A 20,491-nucleotide genomic window follows, 5' to 3' on the forward strand; every position below is an offset into this window, starting at 1 on the left:
CACCATGACCGGAAGACCCCACGCCCAGCCTCTGCTGACGACGGCCCTCGCGGCCGCTGCCCTGACCGCCGCGCTGGCCACGGCGCCCACCACAGCCGCCGCCCAGAGCCAGCAACCCGGCAACGAGCAGGTCATCGTGCCGGAGGTCGACCGCCGCGACGTCCAGCTGCCGCGCTTCCCGTCGAACGACTTCGAGATCGGCCTGTTCACCGGCACCTACGCGACCGAGAACTTCGGCTCCAGCGTCGTCGGCGGCGTGCGCCTCGGGTACCACATCACCGAGGACTTCTTCGTCCAGGGTGTCTATGCGCAGACCAAGGTCAGCGACGAGGCCTTCCGCCAGGTGCTGCCCGGCGGCGTGTTCGCCGACGAGGACGAGAAGCTGGCGTACTACAACCTCTCGGTCGGCTACAACGTGCTGCCCGGCGAGGTCTTCCTCGGCCGCAAGCGGGCCAAGGCCACCGCCGTCTACGTGATCGGCGGCATCGGCAGCACCAAGTTCAACGACCAGCGGCGCCAGACCTTCAATGTCGGACTGGGCATGCGCCTGATGCTGGCGGACTGGGCGGCCATGCAGGTCGACATGCGCGACCACATCTTCTCGATCGACGTGCTGGGCAAGCGCCAGAGCACGCAGAACCTCGAGCTGACGGCCGGCCTCAGCTTCTTCTTCTGAAGGAAGGACGCCCATGACCCTGATCCTGCAAGTCCCGCGTCGACAGGCGCTGCGCCTGTGCGCCGGTGCGGCGCTGGGCGCCTACGCCGGCCTCTGCGTCCCGGCCATCGCACCGTCCACGACGGCGCCCGACTTCACGCTGCGCAGCATGGACGGGCCGAACCTGCGGCTGCAGGAGCAGCGCGGCCGGGTGGTGATGGTGAACTTCTGGGCCACCTGGTGCGGTCCGTGCCGACAGGAAATGCCACACCTCAACCGGCTGTACGAGAAATACCGCGCGTCGGGCTTCGTGCTGATCGGCGTGAACGTCGACGACGACGTGCGCAAGGCGGCCGACGTGGCCGCCAAGCTGGGCGTGAGCTTCCCGGTGCTGCTGGACACCGACAAGAAGGTGAGCCGCCAGTACGACCTGAGCACCATGCCGTCGACGATCCTGATCGATCGCGACGGGCGCGTGAAGTACGTCCATCTTGGCTACAAGACCGGCTACGAGGACACCTACGACAAGCAGGTCCGGGAGCTGCTCAAGCAATGAAGCCGCCACGCATCCTCACTTCCGCGGCGGCTGCGCTGCTGGGCCTGTCGCTGCTGACGGGCTGCGCCATCCAGCCCTGGGTCAAGCCCTATGAGCGCGAGCGACTCGCCGATCCCATCATGCAGTTCGCGCAGGACCCGCTGGTGGACAAGCATCGCGAGCATGTGCGCAGCGTACGCGAGGGCGCGCGCGGTGCCACCGGGGTACAGGGAGGTGGTTGTGGCTGCAACTAGCCTTCGCCGCCTGCGCCGACGCCACTGGGCGCGTGTCGCCGGCCTGCTGGGCAGCGTGCTGGCCGCCGGTGCGGCCCGCGGCGTCGACCTGCCGGGCGACCAGGCCGAGGCGCTGGCCCACGTCTACAAGGGCGGCGGCGTGACCGCCTCCGGCCCGGCGCTGCTGGTGCGCAAGAGCCTGGCCGACAAGGTGTCGCTGTCGGCCTCCTATTACGTGGATGCGGTGAGCAACGCGTCGATCGACGTCGTCACCACCGCCAGCCCCTACCGCGAGCGTCGCACCGAGTACGGCTTCGGTGCCGACTACGTGGTCCGCGACTCCAAGCTCACGCTGGGCTTCACCCACAGCAAGGAGCCCGACTACACGGCCGACACCATGAGCTTCGACGTGAGCCAGGAGGTGTTCGGCGGCATGACCACCGTGAACCTGGGCTTCACGCGCGGCTCCGACAAGGTCGGCAAGAAGGACTCGCCCGAGTTCTCGGACTACGCCCGGCACTGGCAGTACCGCCTGGGCGCGACGCAGATCCTGACACCGCGCTGGCTGATGAGCGCGAACCTCGAAGTGCTGTCGGACGACGGATTCCTGGGCAGTCCCTACCGCGTGGCGCGCGTGTTCGGCGCCGCCGTGCCCGAGCGCAACCCGCGCACGCGATCGGCGCGAGCCGTCAAGTTCCGCGTGGTTGGCGACCTGGGTTCGCGCGACGCGCTGCGCGCCGAGTACCGCTACTTCTGGGACACCTGGGCCATCAAGGCGCACACCGCGGAGGTTGGCTACAGCCGCTACTTCGGCGAGCTCTGGCTTGGCGATGCCTTCGTGCGCGTGCACACCCAGGACCGTGCGCTGTTCTACAGCGACAACGCCACTGTCGAGACAACCTACATCTCGCGCAACCGCCAGCTGAGCAGCTTCAACAACATCGGGCTGGGCAGCAAGCTGTCCTACACCTTCAAGCAGGTGCCGGGGCAGTACGAGCTGAAGGCGGGCGGTGCGCTGGAGTTCGTTCGCTACAACTTCCGCGATTTCACCGACATCCGCACCGGCAGCCGCTACAGCTTCACCGCCAGCGTGCTGCAGGTCTATGTATCGGCCACCTTCTGAAAGAGTCCGGCGTATGTTCAGTCGATGCTGTAGAGCCCTCGTGGCCGGGTGCCTGATCGGTGTGGTCCTCGCGCCGGCGCTGGCCGCCGATGCGGCCGCCACGCCGCCGGCCAGCGTGCCCGCCGGCGGCCTGGACAGCCGCATCCAGGACGTCAAGGGCGACGTGATCCGCCTCAACCGTGACCTGCTGGTGCTGGAGGAGGAACTGCTGTTCCCGGCCAGCACTCAGGTGGCGCTGTTCGTGTCGATGGACGTGGGCAAGCTGTTCGAGCTCGACTCGGTGCAGATCAAGCTCGACGACAAGGTTGTGGCGAACTACCTCTACACGCCGCTGGAAGTGCAGGCCCTGCACCGCGGTGGCGTGCAGCGTGTCTACCTCGGCAACCTGCGCACCGGCGAGCACGAGCTGGTGGCCTTCTTCACCGGCAAGGGGCCGCACGAGCGCGACTACAAGCGCGGCGCGACCGTGAAGTTCGAGAAGGGCACCGACCCGAAGTACATCGAGCTGCGCATCAACGACTCCACCGGCAAGCTGCAGCCGGAGTTCGACGTCAAAGTCTGGCAGTGAGGCGCATGGGTTCGAGGTCCTTCCTGTCGCGCGCAACGAAGCGGCTCCTTGCCACGGCCGCATTCGCGGCGCTGTTGCCGGCCGGCGGCGCGCTGGCGGCCGAGCCCCAGCCGCAGCGGGTGATCAAGGACCCGCACTACGGCGACACGCTGTTCCACTTCTTCCAGGACCACTACTTCACGTCGATCACCACGCTGATGACCTCGCAGCACTTCGACCGCGTGCCCGCGCACGCCGACGATGCCGAAGTGCTGCGCGGCGGGCTGCTGCTGTCCTACGGCCTGCACCGCGAGGCCGGTGAGATCTTCGCGCAGCTGATCGAGAAGGGTGCGTCGCCGGCGGTGCGCGATCGTGCCTGGTACTACCTGGCCAAGATCCGCTACCAGCGCGGCTTCCTCGCCGAGGCCGAGCAGGCCATCGACCGGGTCGAGAACCACCTGCCACCGGCGCTGGAAGACGACCGCGGCCTGCTCAAGGCCAACCTGCTGATGGCGCGTGGCGACCACGCCGGCGCCGCCGCCGTGCTGAACGGCATGGCCAAGCGCCCCGGCGCCGGCCAGTACGCGCGCTTCAATCTCGGCGTAGCGCTGGTGCGCAGCGGCGATACCGCAGGCGGCAGCGCGCTGCTCGACGAGATCGGCCGTGCGCCGCAGCCGGACGAGGAGTTCCGGACGCTGCGCGACAAGGCCAACGTGGCGCTCGGCTTCGCTGCGCTGCAGGACGAGCGGGCCGAGGCGGCGCGCGGCTACCTGGAGCGCGTGCGGCTGGAGAGCCTGCACGCCAACAAGGCTCTGCTCGGCTTCGGCTGGGCGGCCGCGGCGCTCAAGCAGCCGGCCAAGGCCCTGGTGCCGTGGACCGAACTGGCGCAGCGCGACGGCAGTGACGCGGCGGTGCTCGAGGGCCGCATTGCCTTGCCCTATGCGTATGCCGAGCTGGGGGCTCTGGGTCAGGCGCTGGCGGGCTACAACGAGGCGATCGCCGCCTACGACCGCGAGGCGGCGCACCTGAACGAATCCATCGCGGCGATCCGCGCCGGCAAGCTGGTCGAGGGCCTGATCGACCGCAACCCCGGCGACGAGATGGGCTGGTTCTGGACGCTGCGGGAGCTGCCCGAACTGCCGCACGCCGGGCATCTGGCGCAGGTGCTGGCGGAACACGAATTCCAGGAGGCCTTCAAGAACTACCGCGACCTGCGTTTCCTGTCCAACAACCTGCAGCACTGGGCCGACAACCTCGGCGTGTTCGGCGACATGCTCGCCAACCGGCGCCAGGCGTTCGCGCAGCGGTTGACGCAGGTCCAGGCGGGCGCCAAGGCGAACGAGAGCGGGCTCGACGCGGTTCAGCAGCGTCGCGACGCGCTGGCCGGCGACCTGGCGCGCGCCGAATCGCAGGCCGACGGTGTGGCCTTCGCCGATGCGCGGCAGCGCGAGTTGCTGACCCGCATCGACGACGTGCGTGCTGCGCTGAAGGCGCAGGCCGGCGACCCGCAGTTCGCGACGGCGCCCGACCGGGTCCGGCTCGCCGCCGGGGCGCTGAGCTGGCAGCTGGCGCAGGACTACCCGGCGCGCGTGTGGGAGGCGAAGAAGGCGCTGCAGACCATCGACAGCGAGCTGGCCGAGGCGCGCCGCCGCGACACCGCACTCGCCCAGGCGCAGCGCGACGAGCCGGTGCGGTTCGGGAGTTTCGACGGGCGCATCGCCGAGCTCGACCGCCGCATCCAGGCGCTGATCCCGCGCGTCGCCGCGCTGAGCCGCGAACAGCAGCAGGTGGTGCAGGACATCGCGGTGGCGGCGCTGACGCGCCAGCAGGAGCGCCTGACGGCCTACCTCACCCAGGCCCGCTTCGCAGTCGCTCAGCTGCATGACCGTGCCACCCTGGCCAAGGAGACCGACCGTGCGTCCGCGCAGTAGCCGTCGCTTGCTGCTGCCGCTGCTGATCGCCGGCGGGCTGGGTGCATGCGCCGGCAAGCGCAGCGGCACGCCCGACGACGAACCGACGCTGCGCAGCCTGGCCGGCCGCGAGATCCGTGTGCAGCAGGACGCCGGCATCGCGGGCAGCGAGGAGCAGGCGATCGCGGCCTACCGCAAGTTCCTCGAGGTGGCGCCCGGTGCACCGCAGCGCGCCGAAGCGATGCGACGCCTCGGCGACCTGGAGATGGAGAGCGCCGACAAGCGCAGCGTCGAGGCCACCGCGACCAGCGGGCCCGATTACCGCGCCGCCATCGCCAGCTACCAGGGCTATCTGAAGGCCTATCCCAAGGACCCGGGCAACGACCGCGTGCTCTACCAGCTCGCGCGCGCCCAGGAGCAGGGCGGTGAACTGGAAGTGGCGCTCAAGACCCTCGACCGGCTGGTGCAGGACTACCCGCAGACCGCCTACCGCGACGAGGCCCATTTCCGCCGTGGCGAGCTGCTGTTCACGGTGCGGGACTACGCGAAGGCCGAGCAGGCCTACGGGACCGTGCTCGCCGGCGACGAGGAGGGCCCCTACCAGGGACGCGCGCTGTACATGCAGGGTTGGTCGCGTTTCAAGCAGGGGCGGCTCGAGGAGGCCCTGAGCCCGTTCTTCGGTGTGCTCGACCTGACGCTGGGTGATCTCGAAGGCGACGACGACCTGGACAGCCTGGCCGACCTGAGCCGCGCCGACCGTGAGCTCGTCGAGGACACGTTCCGCGTCGCCAGCCTGTGCCTGCAGAACCTGCAGGGCGCCGAATCCATCCCGGCCTACATCACCAGCGACGTGCGGCGCGGCTACGAGTTCCGCATCTACCAGCAGCTCGGCGAGCTCTATATCAAGCAGGAGCGCACCAAGGACGCGGCCGACACCTTCGGCGCCTTCGCGCGACGCCAGCCGCTGCACGCGCAGGCGCCGGTGCTGCAGGCGCGCGTGATCGAGATCTACCAGCAGGCTGGCTTCGCCAACCTGGCGCTGGAGGCGAAGAAGGAGTACGTGGACCGCTACGGCGTGAGCAGCGAGTTCCGCCGTGCCAACCCGCAGGGCTGGGAACGCGCGCAGCCGCTGGTCAAGACCCACCTGGCCGAGCTGGCGCGCCACTATCACGCCAGCGCGCAGAAGAGCAGGAGCACGGCCGATTACCAGGAGGCGGTGCGCTGGTACCGCAGCTGGCTGGAGTCGTTCCCGACCGACCCCGATGCAGCGGCCAACAACTTCCTGCTGGCCGAGCTGCTGTACGAGGACGCCCGCCACGCCGAGGCCGTGACCGAGTACGAGAAGACCGCCTACCAGTACCCGCCCCACGCGAAGAGCGCCGACGCCGGCTATGCGGCGCTGCTCGGCCATGCGCAGCTCGAGAAGAAGGCTCCGGCGGCTGAACGGCCGGCGCTGCAGCGTGCGGCGGTGGCCAGTGCGCTGCAGTTCGCGAAGGCCTTCGACGGCGATCCGCGCGTCGGCCCGGTGCTGAGCAATGCCGCCGAGAAGCTCTATGCGCTGGGCGACGCCGAGCCGGCCGCGGGAGTGGCGCAGCAGGTGCTGGACCTGAAGCCGCCGGCCGCCGCCGAGCAGCGCCGGGTCGCGTGGACCGTGCTCGCGCACACTGCCTTCGAGCAGGGCGCCTTCGACCGTGCCGAGCGCGGCTATGGCGAGGTGATCGCGCTGACGCCGGAGAAGGCACCTGGCCGTGGTGAGCTGGTCGAGCGCCAGGCCGCGTCGATCTACAAGCAGGGCGAGCAGGCCCGCGCTGCGGGTCAGTCGCGCGAGGCGGTCGACCATTTCGCGCGGGTGGCCACGGTCGCGCCGCAGTCGACCGTGCGGGCGACCGCGCAGTACGACGCCGCGGCCGCGCTGATCGGCCTGAAGGACTGGGACGGCGCAGCCCGCGCGCTCGAGGACTTCCGCCAGCGCTTCCCGACCCACCCGCTGCAGCCGGAGGTCGGCGGCAAGCTGGCAGTCGTCTACGTCGAGCAGGGCCGCTGGGCCCAGGCCGCCGGCGAGTACGAGCGACTGGCGGCCGCGGCCAAGTCGCCAGCCACCGCGCGCGCCGCGCAGTGGCAGGCAGCCGAGCTGCACGAGAAGGCGGCCGAGAAGGGCGGTTCGCGCGCCGCGGCCGCGAAGGCCTACGAGACCTATCTGAAGCAGCACCCCGAGCCGCTGGAGCCGGCGATGGAGGCGCGCTACAGGCTCGCCCGCATCGCCAAGGCGGAGGGCAACGCGACGCGCGAGCTCGCACTGATGCAGGAGAACCTGCAGGCCGACCAGCGCGGTGGCACGGCGCGCACCGACCGCACCCGCTACCTCGGCGCCACCGCGGCGCTGGCGCTGGCCGAGCCAAGCCTGGACGCCTACCGCAAGGTGGCGCTGGTCGAGCCGCTGGCCAAGCAGCTCAAGTTGAAGAAAACCCGGATGGAAGAGGTGCTGAAGGCCTATGGCGTGGCTGCCAACTACGGTGTGGCCGACGTCACGACGGCGGCGACCTTCCACACCGCCGCGCTCTACCAGGATTTCGGCAAGGCGCTGATGGGCTCGCAACGGCCGAAGAAGCTGTCGAAGGCCGAACTCGAGCAGTACAACGTGCTGCTGGAGGAGCAGGCCTTCCCGTTCGAGGAGAAGTCGGTCGAGCTGCACGAGGTGAACGCGCGCCGCGCCGCCGCCGGGCTGTACGACCCCTGGGTCCAGCGCAGCTTCGCGGCGCTGCGCGAGCTGCAACCGGTGCGCTACGGCAAGGTCGAGCGCAGCGAGGGAGTGATCGATGCGATCCGCTGACGCGCACCGCGCATCTTCCTTCGCCGGCGTGGCCGGTCTCGTGCTGCTGCTGGGCGCGGCGCTGAGCGGCTGCGCCGCGATGCAGCAGCCCTTGAAGGCGCTGCAGCAGGTGGTGACACCGGCCGCGTCCGAGCCCGCCGCGTCCGCTGCCGATGCCGCTGCCGCAGCGGCACCGGCCCCCGTGGCGGCACCGGTGGTCGCAGAAACGCCGGTGAGCCCCGCGGTGCAGCGCGCCTACGACGAGGCCCGCAAGGCGATGCGCGCCGGTCGGCCGGCGGATGCCGAGCGCGGGCTGCGCGCGCTCGTGAAGTCCAACCCCGAACTCGGCGGCCCGCATGCCAACCTGGGCCTGCTGCTGCGCCAGGCCGGCCGGCTGCCCGAGGCGGTGGCCGAGCTGGAAGCGGCGGTGCACGCCAACCCGCAGCAGGCGGTCTATTTCAACCAGCTCGGCATCGCCTACCGCCAGCAGGGCGAGTTCGCGAAGGCGCGCGAGGCCTACGAGCGCGCCATCGATCTCGACGCGACCTATGCCTCGCCGCTGCTGAACCTGGGCATCCTGCACGACCTCTATCTCGGCGAGGGCTCTCGTGCCCTCGCGCTCTACGACCGCTACCTGGCGCTGTCGCCGGGCGGCGACGCGCAGGTCGCGAAGTGGGTCGCCGACCTGAAGAACCGCAAGCCGCCGCCGGTGACGGTGAGCCGCAAGGAGCAGCCATGAGACCGTCGTCCGTTCGCGGTGTGCTCGCCGTCGTCGCGATGGTGGTGGCTGCACCCGCGGTGTGGGCGCAGGACCGCGCCGACATCGACCGCACGCAGATCATCGGCAACCGCGAGTTGCCGAAGGTGCTGTACATCGTGCCTTGGAAGAAGCCCTTGCCCGGCGATCTGTCGGGCCGGCCGGCGGTGAGCGTGCTCGACGAGGCGCTCGCACCGATCGACCGCGACGTATTCCGCCGCCAGCTCCAGTACGACGCGCAGTTGCAGCCCCGTCCAGCGGGGGCGGCGCCGGCCCGTCCTTGATCCGAGTCCCTCCCCCTTACCCAGTTCGTCACAGGAGAAGCCCATGAGCATCCTCGAATTTGCCGTCAAGTTCTTTCAGGACAGCGGCGTTGCCATCTACTTCAGCATCGCGATCATGGCCATCGGCCTGGCGATCGCGATCGAGCGCTACATCTTCCTGAACCGCGCCCGCAGCCAGAACCGCAAGCTGTGGGCACAGGTGCTGCCGATGCTGCAGAACGGCCGCTTCAAGGAGGTGCAGGGCGTGACCGAGAAGTCGGACGCCGCGATCGGCAAGATCGTCGCCAACGGCCTGCAGCGCATGCAGAGCCCGGGCCGCCGCGAGGACATCGATGCGGCGATGGAGGAGGGCATGATGGAGATCGTGCCGCGCCTGGAGAAGCGCACGCACTACATCGCGACCTTCGCCAACGTGATCACGCTGGTGGGCCTGCTGGGCACCATCATCGGCCTGATCAAGGGCTTCACCGCGGTGGCCGCGGTCAACCCGGCGGAGAAGGCCGAGCTGCTGTCGGCGTCGATCTCGATCGCGATGAACAACACCGCGTTCGCACTGTCGGTGGCCATTCCCTTCCTGCTGATCCATGCCTTCCTGCAGGCCCGCACCAGCGAGATCGTCGACGGCCTGGAGGCCGCGAAGATCAGCTTCCTGAACCTGGTGCAGCGCATCAAGGCCGAATCGGCTCCGGCGAGGTAATCCACCATGCGTGTCCGACGCCTGCGCAAGAACGTGGCCCAGCTCGAGGTCACGGCGTTCATCAACGTCATCGTCGTGCTGGTGCCATTCCTGCTCTCGACTGCGGTGTTCACGCGGCTGTCGGTGCTCGAGCTGACGCTGCCCGCGCCGTCGTCCGGCGTCGAGCAGCTCAAGGTCGACGACCTGAAGCTCGAGGTCGTGATCCGTCCCGACGCGCTGGACGTCGGCGACCGCATCGGCGGGCTGATCCAGCGCATCCCGATGGCCTCTGCCGGTCATCACGATCTGGCCGCGCTGTCGCTGCTGATGCAGCAGGTGAAGCTCAAGTTCCCGGAAACCACCACAGCGACCGTGCTGGCCCAGCCCGACACGCCGTACGAACTGCTGGTGCAGGTGATGGACACGATGCGCGAGGCCCCGGCAGCGCCGACCGTGCAGGCCCACGCGACCGCGCCGGCCGCCATGTTGTTCCCGGACATCTCGATCGGCGACGCTCCGATCAGCGTCGCCAGGAAATAGGGAGAGGTCGACGATGAAGCTCACCCCGCTTCAGAAGCGCGCCGAACGCAAGGCGCGCAACAACCACGGTCTGGACATGAACCTCGTGGCCCTGATCGACATCTTCACGATCCTGATCTTCTTCCTGATGTCGAGCACCGGCGTGGAGGTGCTGAGCACCAGCCGTGCGGTCAAGCTGCCCGAGTCCAGCGCCGAGAAGACGCCGCGCGAGACGATCGTGGTCACCGTCAGCGGCTCGGAGATCCTGGTCGATGGCCGCAAGGTCGCCACGGTCGGCGAGGCCATGGCGGGCGAGGACGACCTGATCGCGCCGCTGAAGGCCGAGCTGGATCTGCAGGCCAGCCGCCCGGTGCTGCGCAAGGAGAACGAGGCGCAGGGCAAGGCCGTGACGATCATGGGCGACAAGGACATTCCCTACCGCCTGCTGCGCAAGGTGATGTACACCGCCGCGCGTGCCAACTTCAGCGACGTGGCGTTCGCCGTCACGCGGAAGGCGACGACATGAGTGCCGCCGCTGCTTCTGTCTCGTTCCGTGCGCCGCTGCTGCCCTGGGCGGTGGCGCTCGAGGACGAGGCGCGCTTCCGCCGCATCCTGCGCGCCGTGCTGGTCGCCTGCGTGATGGTGTGCCTGGCGCTGCTGCTGATGCCGCGGCCGGTCGAGGACCGTGCCGCGCCGGTCGAACTGCCGCCGCGCCTGGCCAAGCTGGTGCTGGAACAGAAGCCCGTGCCACCGCCACCGCCTCCACCGGCCGCAAAGGCAGCGGCCCTGCCGCCGCAGGCCGACCCGAAGCCGATCGGCTCGACCAGCAAGCCGCCGAGCCGCGACCCCGAGACCGTGCGCAGGCCGGTGCCCGAGGCGCGCCAGCCGGTGGCCGGCAAGCCGCCAGGCGAAGTGGCCGAGGCCGCGCGCCGCAAGGCAGCCGGCGTGGGCTTGCTGGCAATGGCCGATCAACTGGCCGAGATCCGCGGTGCGCCGGTGGCGGTGCAGTTGCAGAAGGACATCAAGCAGGGGCCCGGTGTGGGCACCGGCAAGGGCGTGGGTGTCGGGGCCGGCACCGAGGCCGGCACGCCGGCGCGTGCGCTGATCACGTCGAACGCCGGCCAAGGCAGCGGCGGCATCAACACCGCGGCCTACAGCCGCGACACCGGAGGCGGCGGTCTCGCCGGCCGCGCGACCACGCTGGTGGAGGGTGTGGCCGGTGGTGGCGGGGGCGGCGGCCCGGGCGGTGGTGGCGTGGCCGGCAAGGGCGGCGGCAGCGGTGGTGGGGGAGGCGGCGGCGGTGGGGCAGGGGCCGGCGGCACGCTCACCAAGAGCGGCAGCGGCAAGGCCTCGCGCTCGATCGAGGAGATCAAGCTCGTGTTCGAGCGCAACAAGGGCGCGATCTATGCGCTCTACAACCGCGCGCTGCGCGAGGACCCGTCGCTGCAGGGCAAGGTGGTGCTCGAACTGAAGATCGCGCCGGCCGGCGACGTGGTGGGCGTGCGCATCGTGTCGAGCGAACTGCATGCGAGCGAACTGGAAGGCAAGCTGCTGGCGCGCGTGCGGCAGTTCGATTTCGGCGCGAAGGACGTGGAGCAGATGGTGGTGTCCTGGCCGGTGGATTTCCTGCCGTCGTGACCTCGTTGCTCCGTGCGGAGGTCTGTCTGTCGAGTGGTGGAGGGGCGCCGTGACGGGCCGCTGTGTTGCGCTCGTGGCCCCCGCGGTCCGCCCTGCGGGCCGACCGCTCCTCCTTTACCTCGCTCCACACAGCGGCCCGTCACGGCGCTTTGGCACATCACGGACCGCGTGGACTTGAAGACCTTCGCTCGCCGCGGTGGGGTACCCTGGTCAGCAGCGCGCAGTTAATGCACGCGGGAGCAATGCGAACCTCAGCGTGTGTTGACGATGTCGCGGTGCATCGGCGCCAACCGAGCGAGCAGCCGGTTCTGCACCGAGAAGGGGATGCCCTGCCGGTCCATCGACTCCTGAAGCACCTCGACCAGCGCGTTGAAGTCGGCCTTGCGGATCTTCATCTCGGCGTGGGAGTTCTTCATCGTCTCGCCCTCGTAGACACAGGAGCCGCCGGACACCACACAGAACTGGTCGACGAGCTGCTTCTGCAGCTCCGACAGCTTGGTTTCCTTGAAGAATTCGCCGATGCGCGGATCGGCCGCGAGACGGGGCACGAAGTCGGCCATCAGTTTCGTCAGACCAGGCGTGCCGCCGAGGGCACGGTAGAGCGCATCGTCGGGGGGCGTGGATTGCGCGGCGGCGGAGAGCGCCGCCATGGCGCAGCTCAGGGCGATCAGGAGACGCTTCATGGGGAGGCTCATGGGTACGGGCGGGGTTGTCAGAACGCCACCTGGGCCGACAGGTAGGCGCCGCTCTGGTGCCGGTCGACGACGGCCGGCACGATGCGGCCGAGATCGACCCAGGCCAGCGTCAGCGACAGGTTCTTGCCCGGGGCCCAGGCGATGAACAGGTCCTTCCAGTCGTCTTCGGCCAGGCCGTTGCCGAGCAGCGAGGGGTTCAGGTTGTCCGGCTTGAAGCGGTACTCGGCGCCGATCGCCAGATTGCGGCGCAGCAGCCAGGCCACGGAAAACTCCGGCAGCAGCTTGTAGCGGTCGCGCGCCGTGCCGCCGAAGCCGAGCAGGCCGTTCTGGTTGGCCTTGGTGGCCCGCAGCGTCGTGTTGAGCAGCACGCCCTGCGCGAGCAGGAGCTTGGTGGCACTGAGGTAGACGTCGGTGCCGCGGTCGTCGGCGCCCAGGGCATGCAGCGTCGGAGCCAGGCCGCCGGCGTCGAGCCGCTTGCGCTCGAGGCCGATGGCGATCTGCGGCATCCACGTGTCGCTGTCCAGCACGGCATCGCCGGCGATTCTGAGCTTCAACGCGAAGATGTCCTGCTTCAGCCTCAGGCCGGGCAGGCCGAGCGCGGTGCCGGTGCGTCCGGTGTCGAAGTCCTGGCGGGCCAGCGACAGTTCGATGCGCTCGTCGAAGCTGGTGGCCACGCCGTAGCCGGTGAGCCCGTAATCCTGTGTCCTCAGGCGCGTCAGGTAGGCGCTGGCGCCGAACTGCCCGACGCTGGCATAGCTGCCGGTCAATGCCCAGGGTGTCAGGCCGCCACCGGCGGCGCCGTCGATGCTGCTGACGCCACCGGTCAACAGCAGCTTGCCCTCGCGCGCCGGTGCCGGGGCGGCAGCAGCCAGGGCCGATGCCGCCAGCAGGAACAGCGCGGTCACGCGGCCGCCGACCCCGACGGTCGATCGGAACTCGCGACTCAGGACTTCGAATGACATGGAGGCTCCCACCACCGACGAAAGAGGCCGCGCGGCGGCGGCGGTTCGTGACGTCCTGGGCACGGCGGTGCGTGCGGACGTCGCCGCGGACCCCCGGCTGCAAGTTGCGCGCCTGACATGTTGCGGCATGTCAGTGGCGCCTCAGTCGTCGAACAGCGATCGCGTATGCGGCTGCGCGGCCGGCTTCGCTGCGTCGGGTGGGACAAGCTCGCCGGGGCGCGACAGCGAGCCGACCCGCACGCCCAGCAGGCGCAGGCGTCGCTCGAGCGGGGCGCGCTTGAGGCATTCGCCGGCCGCCCGACGGATCGCCGCGAGGTCGTCGACCGGGGCCGGCAGCGTGAGGTCGCGGGTCACCGTCCTGAAGTCGTCGTAGCGCAGCTTCAGCCCGATGGTCCTGCCGACGTAACCCTTGCGCTGCAGGTCGTCGGCCACCTGCTCGCACAGCCGCGTGAAGATGGCCGACAGCGCTGCGCGGTCGTTGCGCGGGTGCAGGTCGCGGTCGAACGTGGTCTCGCGGCTCAGGCTGACCGGTTCGCTGTGCGTCACCACCGGCCGTTCGTCGCGGCCGTGGGCGGCGGCATGCAGCCAGGCGCCGTAGTGGGCGCCGAAGTTCTTCAGCAGCCAGGCCGCGTCGGCGGCGGCCAGCTCGCCGATCGTGCGGATGCCCAGGGCCTCGAGCTTCGCCGAGGCCTTCGGCCCGATGCCGTTGATGCGCCGGGCCGGTAGCGGCCAGATGCGTGTCTCGATGTCGGCCTCGCGCAGGATCGTCAGGCCGTCGGGCTTGTCGAGTTCGGAGGCGAGCTTGCTCAGCAGCTTGTTGGGCGTGACGCCGATCGAGCAGCTGAGGCCGGTGGTTTCCAGCACGCGGGCCTTGATGGCGCGCGCCAGCGTCGCGCCGCGGTCGACCGCGACACCGGGCAGGGCCGAGAGATCGATGTAGATCTCGTCGACGCCGCGGTCCTCGATCAGCGGTGGCGTGTTGCCCACGACCTCGGCCACCGCCGCCTTGAACAGGCGCGAGTAGCGCCGGTACTCGTCGAAGTCGACCGGCAGCAGCACCGCGTCGGGCGCCAGGGCGGCCGCCTTCATCAGTCCCATGCCGGAGTTCACGCCGTAGCGGCGCGCCGCATAGGTGGCGGTGGTGACGACGCCACGGCCGGCGTAGTGGCGCAGCGTCGCGTAGCGGCGGCTGCCGTCGGCCAGCACCTCCGGTTCGTGGCGCCGGCCCCCGCCGATGACCACCGGCTCGCCTTTCAGTTCCGGATAGCGCAGCAACTCGACCGACGCGTAGAACGCGTCCATGTCGAGGTGGGCGATGTAGCGTTCTGGCATGTGCCGAGCCGCCGGCCGGGAGGCGGCCCTGGCGGGGGCTCAGTGCGTTTGGCGGTGTTCGAGCGACAGTGCGTACAGCCGGCCGCTGCGGGCGCCGCTGCGGCAGAACGCCAGCACCGGCTTGGGCAGGCGCTCCATCAGCGCGGCCATCGCCTGCGCCTGTTCGGGCGTCTGGAAACCGCCGGCAACCGGCAGGTGGGCGTACTCGAGGCCGGCGGCCCGTGCGGCGGCCTCGATCGCGGCGCTGGTCGGCTGGTCCGGCCCGCCTTCGAAGTCGGGGCGGTTGTTGACCACACTGCGGAAGCCGGCGGCGGCCGCGGCGGCCATCGCGTCGGGGGTCAGCTGGGGGGCCGTGGCGATCTCGGCATTCAGGCGGGTGGCGGGCAGATCCATCGGGGCGTCCTCGTGATGCGGGTGGCGTGCCGGAGCGAGCTTACTTCGACAGCGCCTGCTTCACCGCGGCCGACACCAGGCCCATGTCGGCCTTCCCGGCCAGGCGGGTCTTGACGGCGCCCATCACCTTGCCCATGTCGCCCGGGCCGCTGGCGCCTAGCTCGGCGACGATCGCGGCCACCTCGGAGGCCACCTGCTCGGCGCTCAGGCGCGCCGGCAGGTAGGCCTCCAGCACGGCCAGTTCGGCGGTCTCCTTGTCGGCGAGGTCGGTACGGCCGGCGGCGCTGAACTGGCTGATCGAGTCCTTGCGCTGCTTGATCAGCTTGTCGACGATCGCGATCACCATGGCGTCGTCGAGCACCACGCGCTCGTCGACCTCCTTCTGCTTCAGCGCGGCCAGCAGCAGGCGGATGGTGCCGAGGCGTGCTGCGTCCTTGGCGCGCATCGCGCTCTTCATGTCTTCGGTGATGCGGTCTTTGATCGGGCTCGTCATGAGGCTCTCTCCGGTCTCCAGAAACGATCAAGCCCGCTTGGGCGTCCCCGCGCGGGCTTGATGTGGTGCCGACTGAGGGGTGATCAGTACAGCTTCTTGGGCAGCTGCATGCTGCGCACGCGCTTGAAGTGGCGCTTCACGGCGGCCGCCTTCTTGCGCTTGCGCTCGGCGGTGGGCTTCTCGTAGAACTCGCGGGCCCGCAGGTCCGTCAGCAGGCCGATCTTCTCGATCGTGCGCTTGAAACGACGCAGAGCCACATCGAAGGGCTCGTTTTCTTTGACGCGAACGGTGGTCATGAAACGGTGGATCCTTGAATTTGCGCACCGGGTTCCGGGGAATCTTTCCGGATGACTCGGGCCGGGTTCGGCGCGCGGTTTGCCAGCAAAGACGAAGATTATAGACCGGCGGCGAAGACCGGCGCAATGCAGCCTGCGCTGGGCGTCAAGGGTGCGGAACCGGTGTCTCCGCGCGGCCGGCGGCGGCCAGGGCCTCGGCGCAGGCGTGCCCGCTGGCCCAGGCCCACTGGAAGTTGTAGCCGCCGAGCCAGCCGGTCACGTCGACCACCTCACCGATGAAATGCAGGCCGGGCACACGCCGGCTTTCCATCGTCTGTGAACTGAGCTCACGCGTGTCCACGCCGCCGGCGGTGACCTCGGCCTTGCGGTAGCCCTCGGTGCCGGCCGGCGTCAGCATCCAGTGCTGCAGCGAGGCGGCGAGGGCGGCCAGATCCTTGTCCTTGACCTCGGGCAGTGGCCGCGCGGCCAGGTGGCCGAGCGGTGCGCACCAAGCCTCGGCCAGGCGGGCCGGCAGGCGGGTCGCCAGTTCGTTGCCGAGCTGGCGCCTGGATACCGCCTTGGCCTCGCGCAGGGCGGACGCCAGGTCCTGGCCCGGCGCCAGGTCCAGCGCGATCGGCGTGCCGGGCTGCCAGTAGCTGGAGATCTGCAGCACCGCCGGGCCGCTGAGCCCGCGGTGCGTGAACAGAAGGTCCTCGAGGAAGCGTCCGGCCGCGGAGCCGCTGCCGGTGCTCACCGTCACCTCGAGCGACAGGCCCGCCAGGGCCGCGAACGGCGCCCAGGCGGTGGCGTCGAAGGTCAGCGGCACCAGCGCGGGTCGAGGCTCGACCACGCGGTGGCCGAACTGCCGCGCGAGCCGGTAGCCGAAGTCGCTGGCGCCGATCTTCGGGATCGAGAGCCCGCCGGTGGCGACCACCACGCGCCTTGCGCGCACGCTGCCGCGATCGGTGTCGAGCTCGAAGCCGCGGACGGCGGCCCGCCGCACGGCGGCGACGCGGCAGGGCTGCCAGCGCGTCACGCCGCCGGCCTCGCACTCGCGCAACAGCATGGCGATCAGGTCCTCGCTGGACTCGTCGCAGAACAGCTGGCCCTTGTGCTTCTCGTGCCAGGGAATGCGGTGGCGCTGCACCAGGGCGATGAAGTCGCGCGGCGTGTAGCGTGCCAGCGCGGAGCGGCAGAACGCCGGATTGCCGGACAGGAAGTTCGCCGGCCCGGTTTCGAGGTTGGTGAAGTTGCAGCGCCCGCCGCCGGAGATGCGGATCTTCTCGGCCAGCTTCTCCGCGTGATCGACCAGCAGCACGCGCAGGCCGCGCTGGCCGGCGACGCCGGCACAGAAGAGGCCGGCTGCTCCCGCGCCGATCACCACGACGTCGAAGGAGGAAGCGGCCTGCATCGGGACGATTATCGGGGCGCGCGCCACGCGTCCATGCGCTGCTGCAGGTCGGCGAAGCGCTCGACCAGCTGGTCCAGCACCACGCGCACGCGCACCGGCACGTACTCGCGACTCGGCAGCAAGGCGTGCACCGGCACCTCGTCGCCGCGGTGGCCCGGCAGCACCTGCACCAGGCGGCCGGCCTCGAGATCGGCGAGCACGTCACACAAGGCTTTCGACGCGATGCCGCGACCCTGCAGTGCCCATTGCCGTGCCAGCGAGCCGTCGCCGCACAGCGCCCCGCCCACGCGCACCGGTTCGCCCTCGCCACGCACGCTGCGGCCCCGCCAGAAACGCCAGTCGCGGTTCGCGCGGCCCCCCAGCATCCACAGCAGGCAGTCGTGCCCGGCCAGATCGGCGGGCGTCTGGGGCGTGCCGCGCCGGCGCAGGTAGGCCGGCGATGCGACCGCGATGCGCGGGCCGCTGCACAGCGGGCGAGCCACCAGGCCGGAGTCGGGCAGGGCGCCGTAGCGCACCGCGATGTCGACCGCCTCGCGTCGCACGTCGTGCAGCCGGTCGCTGACATGCAGGCTCAGTCGCACGCCGGGGTGGGCCGTCAGCCACGGGGCGAGCCAGGGCGAAAGCAGCTGGTAGGTGGTGTCGGCGGGCGCGGCGAGTTGCACTTCGCCCTCGACCGTGCCGGGCTCGGCGCGCAGGCCCGCAGTGCCCTCCGCCCACTGCGTCACCATGGCCTCGCAGGTGGCGAGGAATCGTTCGCCCTCGGGGGTGAGGCGCAGCGCGCGGGTGCTGCGCTCGATCAGCCGTCGCTGCAGCGACGCCTCGATGCGCTTGATGGTTGCGCTCACCGCCGCCGGCGTCAGCGCCAGCTGACGCGCGGCGGCGCTGAACGATCCGCTGCGGGCCACCTGGATGAAGAGGTTCAGGTCGTCGAGATGCATGGGAGGGGATCAAGTTTCAAATATTTATTGAAAGTATTGTCGATTGATAAGCGTTGATTCGTTCTCACGGTCTTTCGACAATGCCTCATCCCGCCTCGGGTCCCGTTCCCCCTGCAAGGAGTTCCGCATGAAAGCCGTCGCATTCACCCGCAGTCTGCCGATCGACGCTGCCGGCGCCCTGGTCGACATCGACCTGCCCGTGCCCGAGCCGCTGCCGTACGATCTGCGGGTCGCGGTGCGGGCGGTGTCGGTCAACCCGGTCGATACCAAGGTGCGCCGCAACGGCGCGCACGCCGACGGCACGCCTCGTGTGCTGGGCTGGGACGCCGTCGGCGTGGTCGAGTCGGTCGGAAGCGCCGTCACGCGCTTCCAGCCCGGTGACCGGGTCTGGTATGCGGGCTCGATCGCGCGCAACGGCAGCAATGCCGAACTGCACCTGGTCGACGAGCGCCTTGCCGGTCGCGCGCCCGCGTCCCTGACGGATGCGCAGGCCGCGGCTTTGCCGCTCACCGGCATCACCGCCTGGGAACTGCTGTTCGACCGCCTGCTGGTCCCGCCCGGCAAGCGCGGCCGCGACAGCGCGGCTGGCGAATCCCTGCTGGTGATGGGTGCGGCCGGCGGCGTGGGCTCGATCCTGGTGCAGTTGGCGCGTCGCCTGACCGGGCTCACGGTGATCGGTAGCGCGTCGCGACCCGAGACCCAGGCCTGGGTGCGCGAGCTCGGCGCCCACCACGTGATCGATCATGGCCGCCCCTTGGGCGAGGAGCTGCGGCGCATCGACCGGCCGGAGGTCACGCACGTGGCGAGCCTCACCCACACCGACGTGCATTTCACGCAGCTCGTCGAGGCGCTGGCACCGCAGGGGCGCATCGCGCTGATCGACGACCCCGAGCCGATCGACGTGCGCCTGCTCAAGCGCAAGAGCGCGTCATTGCACTGGGAGCTGATGTTCACCCGCGCGCTGTTCGGGACGCCCGACATGGTGGCGCAGCACCACCTGCTGAACGACCTGGCGGCGCTGGTCGACGACGGCGTGGTGCGCAGCACGCTGGGCGAGCACTACGGTCGCATCACGGCGGCCAACCTGACGCGCGCGCACGCGCTGATCGAAAGCGGCCGGGCGCGGGGGAAGATCGTGCTCGAGGGGTTCTGAGGTCCGAGGGTGGTCCGGTGCGCGAACACGTTGCCGTCGGCTTCAGCCGACCGCCGCTGGCGGGACGTCATCGCCGGTCATCCTCGCCTCTGCGCGAAGGCGCGGCAGGTACTGCGGGTACTCGCGCTGGATGAAGTCGACCAGGTACTCGCGCACATGGCAGCGCAGGTCCCAGCCGGCCGGTGCCGAGGCCGAGGTCACCAGGCAGCGCAGCTGCATCGCGTGCTCGCCGGCCTCGGTGACCTGCAGCAGCGCGAAGCGGCCGTCCCAGTGCTCGGTCGATTCGCAGGCGCGCTGCAGCGCCGCGCGCAGCGGGGCGAGCGGCATGCGGTAGTCGACCCACAGGAACACGGTGCCGATCAGCTCCGAGGTCTTGCGCGTCCAGTTCTGGAACGGCTTCTCGATCCAGTACTGCAGCGGTACCACCAGGCGCCGCTGGTCCCAGATGCGCACGACGACGTAGGTGCCGGTGATCTCCTCGATCACGCCCCATTCGCCCTCGACGATCACCACGTCGTCGATGCGGATCGGCTGACTCAGGCCGATCTGCAGACCGGCGATCAGGTTGCCCAGCACCGGCCGCGCCGCGAAGCCGGCGATGATGCCCACCACGCCGGCCGATGCCAGCAGGCTGGTGCCGATCTGCCGCACCGCCGGAAACGTCATCAGCATCAGCGACGCGCCGATCAGCACGGCGAGGCCGGCCACGGTGCGCGACAGCACGCGGGTCTGCGTGTGGATGCGGCGCGCCTCCAGGTTGTCGGCCACCGTCACGGGATGGGCCGCGATCACCGCCTTGGCGAGGCCGTTGACGGCGCGCACCAGAAGCCAGGTGAATGCGGCGATCAGCAGCAGGCCGGTCAGCCGCTGCACCGAGGCCAGGCCGGCCAGTGTGTCGGGCGCCGCCTCGTGCCACACCAGGTTCAGCGCCAGCAGCGGCAGCGCCCAGCGCGCCGGGCTGCGCACCGCCTGCGCCACGGTCGAAGCCAGCGGTGTGCTGCGGGTGGCGCGCCGCACCACGCGCTCGCCGACATGGAACACGAGTTCAGCGAGCAGCATGGCCGCCGCCGCGATGCCCAACGCGGGCAGCCAGTCGGCGATCGACGGGGGGAGCCAGTTCGGAAAGTTCATCCCTGCTTGAGCACCGACTGGC

23 protein-coding genes are annotated in these 20,491 nt (G+C 70.2%); 14 read left to right on the top strand and 9 right to left on the bottom strand.

The genetic code is table 11. From position 1 onward, the window contains the following. Positions 1-4 precede the first annotated feature (4 nt). From MPE_RS06125 to MPE_RS06185, 13 genes are read left to right on the top strand one after another with little or no spacing between them, the layout of a single operon-like run. Positions 5-676, top strand: coding sequence for an outer membrane beta-barrel domain-containing protein (locus tag MPE_RS06125; RefSeq protein WP_011828819.1), 672 nt, complete (start codon positions 5-7; stop codon positions 674-676). Between the two features lie 13 nt (positions 677-689). After that, complete coding sequence (locus MPE_RS06130; protein ID WP_011828820.1) at positions 690-1,211, top strand: TlpA family protein disulfide reductase; 522 nt, start codon at positions 690-692, stop codon at positions 1,209-1,211. Continuing rightward, a complete protein-coding gene (locus tag MPE_RS06135; RefSeq protein WP_049820775.1) occupies positions 1,208-1,444 on the top strand; it encodes a DUF4266 domain-containing protein in 237 nt (78 codons plus the stop codon). The genes MPE_RS06130 and MPE_RS06135 overlap by 4 nt, the downstream gene beginning before the upstream one ends. Further along, positions 1,431-2,546 carry a DUF3570 domain-containing protein gene (locus MPE_RS06140; RefSeq protein WP_051495728.1) on the top strand — a complete coding sequence of 372 codons (1,116 nt, stop codon included), beginning with the start codon at positions 1,431-1,433 and terminating at the stop codon, positions 2,544-2,546. The genes MPE_RS06135 and MPE_RS06140 overlap by 14 nt, the downstream gene beginning before the upstream one ends. 40 nt (positions 2,547-2,586) lie before the next feature. Beyond that, positions 2,587-3,114, top strand: a complete 528-nt coding sequence (locus MPE_RS06145; protein ID WP_036232518.1) for a hypothetical protein — start codon at positions 2,587-2,589, stop codon at positions 3,112-3,114. A 5-nt stretch (positions 3,115-3,119) separates the two neighbouring features. After that, positions 3,120-5,024: a tetratricopeptide repeat protein gene (locus MPE_RS06150; protein WP_011828823.1), complete on the top strand. Its 1,905-nt coding sequence runs from the start codon at positions 3,120-3,122 to the stop codon at positions 5,022-5,024. Continuing rightward, positions 5,008-7,833 (top strand): tetratricopeptide repeat protein, encoded by a 2,826-nt coding sequence (locus MPE_RS06155; RefSeq protein ID WP_011828824.1) that lies wholly within the window; start codon positions 5,008-5,010, stop codon positions 7,831-7,833. The genes MPE_RS06150 and MPE_RS06155 overlap by 17 nt, the downstream gene beginning before the upstream one ends. Next, positions 7,820-8,551 (top strand): tetratricopeptide repeat protein, encoded by a 732-nt coding sequence (locus tag MPE_RS06160; RefSeq protein ID WP_011828825.1) that lies wholly within the window; start codon positions 7,820-7,822, stop codon positions 8,549-8,551. The genes MPE_RS06155 and MPE_RS06160 overlap by 14 nt, the downstream gene beginning before the upstream one ends. Beyond that, positions 8,548-8,853 carry a hypothetical protein gene (locus MPE_RS06165; protein WP_011828826.1) on the top strand — a complete coding sequence of 102 codons (306 nt, stop codon included), beginning with the start codon at positions 8,548-8,550 and terminating at the stop codon, positions 8,851-8,853. The genes MPE_RS06160 and MPE_RS06165 overlap by 4 nt, the downstream gene beginning before the upstream one ends. A 43-nt stretch (positions 8,854-8,896) precedes the next feature. Continuing rightward, on the top strand, positions 8,897-9,550 hold the full coding sequence (locus MPE_RS06170; RefSeq protein WP_011828827.1) for a MotA/TolQ/ExbB proton channel family protein: 654 nt from the start codon (positions 8,897-8,899) through the stop codon (positions 9,548-9,550). A 6-nt stretch (positions 9,551-9,556) separates the two neighbouring features. Next, positions 9,557-10,069, top strand: a complete 513-nt coding sequence (locus MPE_RS06175) for an ExbD/TolR family protein (protein ID WP_011828828.1) — start codon at positions 9,557-9,559, stop codon at positions 10,067-10,069. Positions 10,070-10,082: 13 nt separating this feature from the next. After that, a complete protein-coding gene (locus MPE_RS06180) occupies positions 10,083-10,574 on the top strand; it encodes an ExbD/TolR family protein (protein WP_011828829.1) in 492 nt (163 codons plus the stop codon). Beyond that, complete coding sequence (locus MPE_RS06185) at positions 10,571-11,686, top strand: AgmX/PglI C-terminal domain-containing protein (RefSeq protein ID WP_011828830.1); 1,116 nt, start codon at positions 10,571-10,573, stop codon at positions 11,684-11,686. Before MPE_RS06180 ends, MPE_RS06185 begins: the two co-directional genes overlap by 4 nt. Before the next feature lie 251 nt (positions 11,687-11,937). Here MPE_RS06185 and MPE_RS06190 read toward each other — a convergent pair whose 3' ends face one another. From MPE_RS06190 to MPE_RS06225, 8 genes are all read right to left on the bottom strand, one after another. Further along, the gene (locus MPE_RS06190) at positions 11,938-12,369 is read right to left on the bottom strand and encodes a group I truncated hemoglobin (protein ID WP_041929567.1); all 432 of its coding nucleotides are present in this window, start codon (positions 12,367-12,369) and stop codon (positions 11,938-11,940) included. A 29-nt stretch (positions 12,370-12,398) separates the two neighbouring features. Next, entirely contained in the window at positions 12,399-13,343 is a 945-nt protein-coding gene (locus tag MPE_RS06195; protein WP_011828832.1) for a DUF3034 family protein, read from the bottom strand. A 141-nt stretch (positions 13,344-13,484) separates the two neighbouring features. Then, the gene (gene dinB, locus MPE_RS06200) at positions 13,485-14,675 is read right to left on the bottom strand and encodes a DNA polymerase IV (protein WP_011828833.1); all 1,191 of its coding nucleotides are present in this window, start codon (positions 14,673-14,675) and stop codon (positions 13,485-13,487) included. Positions 14,676-14,714: 39 nt separating this feature from the next. Continuing rightward, on the bottom strand, positions 14,715-15,068 hold the full coding sequence (locus tag MPE_RS06205) for a protein tyrosine phosphatase family protein (protein ID WP_011828834.1): 354 nt from the start codon (positions 15,066-15,068) through the stop codon (positions 14,715-14,717). Between the two features lie 40 nt (positions 15,069-15,108). Further along, entirely contained in the window at positions 15,109-15,561 is a 453-nt protein-coding gene (locus MPE_RS06210) for a GatB/YqeY domain-containing protein (protein ID WP_011828835.1), read from the bottom strand. A gap of 83 nt (positions 15,562-15,644) precedes the next feature. Further along, a complete protein-coding gene (gene rpsU, locus MPE_RS06215; protein WP_011828836.1) occupies positions 15,645-15,857 on the bottom strand; it encodes a 30S ribosomal protein S21 in 213 nt (70 codons plus the stop codon). Positions 15,858-16,002: 145 nt separating this feature from the next. After that, complete coding sequence (locus MPE_RS06220; protein WP_011828837.1) at positions 16,003-17,247, bottom strand: BaiN/RdsA family NAD(P)/FAD-dependent oxidoreductase; 1,245 nt, start codon at positions 17,245-17,247, stop codon at positions 16,003-16,005. An 8-nt stretch (positions 17,248-17,255) separates the two neighbouring features. Then, positions 17,256-18,185, bottom strand: coding sequence for a LysR family transcriptional regulator (locus MPE_RS06225; RefSeq protein WP_011828838.1), 930 nt, complete (start codon positions 18,183-18,185; stop codon positions 17,256-17,258). A gap of 127 nt (positions 18,186-18,312) precedes the next feature. Here MPE_RS06225 and MPE_RS06230 point away from each other — a divergent pair, with 127 nt between their 5' ends. Then, positions 18,313-19,338 carry a zinc-binding alcohol dehydrogenase family protein gene (locus MPE_RS06230; protein WP_041929568.1) on the top strand — a complete coding sequence of 342 codons (1,026 nt, stop codon included), beginning with the start codon at positions 18,313-18,315 and terminating at the stop codon, positions 19,336-19,338. Between the two features lie 42 nt (positions 19,339-19,380). Here the strand turns inward: MPE_RS06230 and MPE_RS06235 are convergent, their stop codons facing one another. After that, a complete protein-coding gene (locus tag MPE_RS06235) occupies positions 19,381-20,469 on the bottom strand; it encodes a mechanosensitive ion channel family protein (RefSeq protein ID WP_011828840.1) in 1,089 nt (362 codons plus the stop codon). Positions 20,470-20,491: the final 22 nt, after the last annotated feature.

Source organism: Methylibium petroleiphilum PM1, assembly GCF_000015725.1.
GTDB classification, from domain to species: Bacteria; Pseudomonadota; Gammaproteobacteria; order Burkholderiales; family Burkholderiaceae_C; genus Methylibium; species Methylibium petroleiphilum.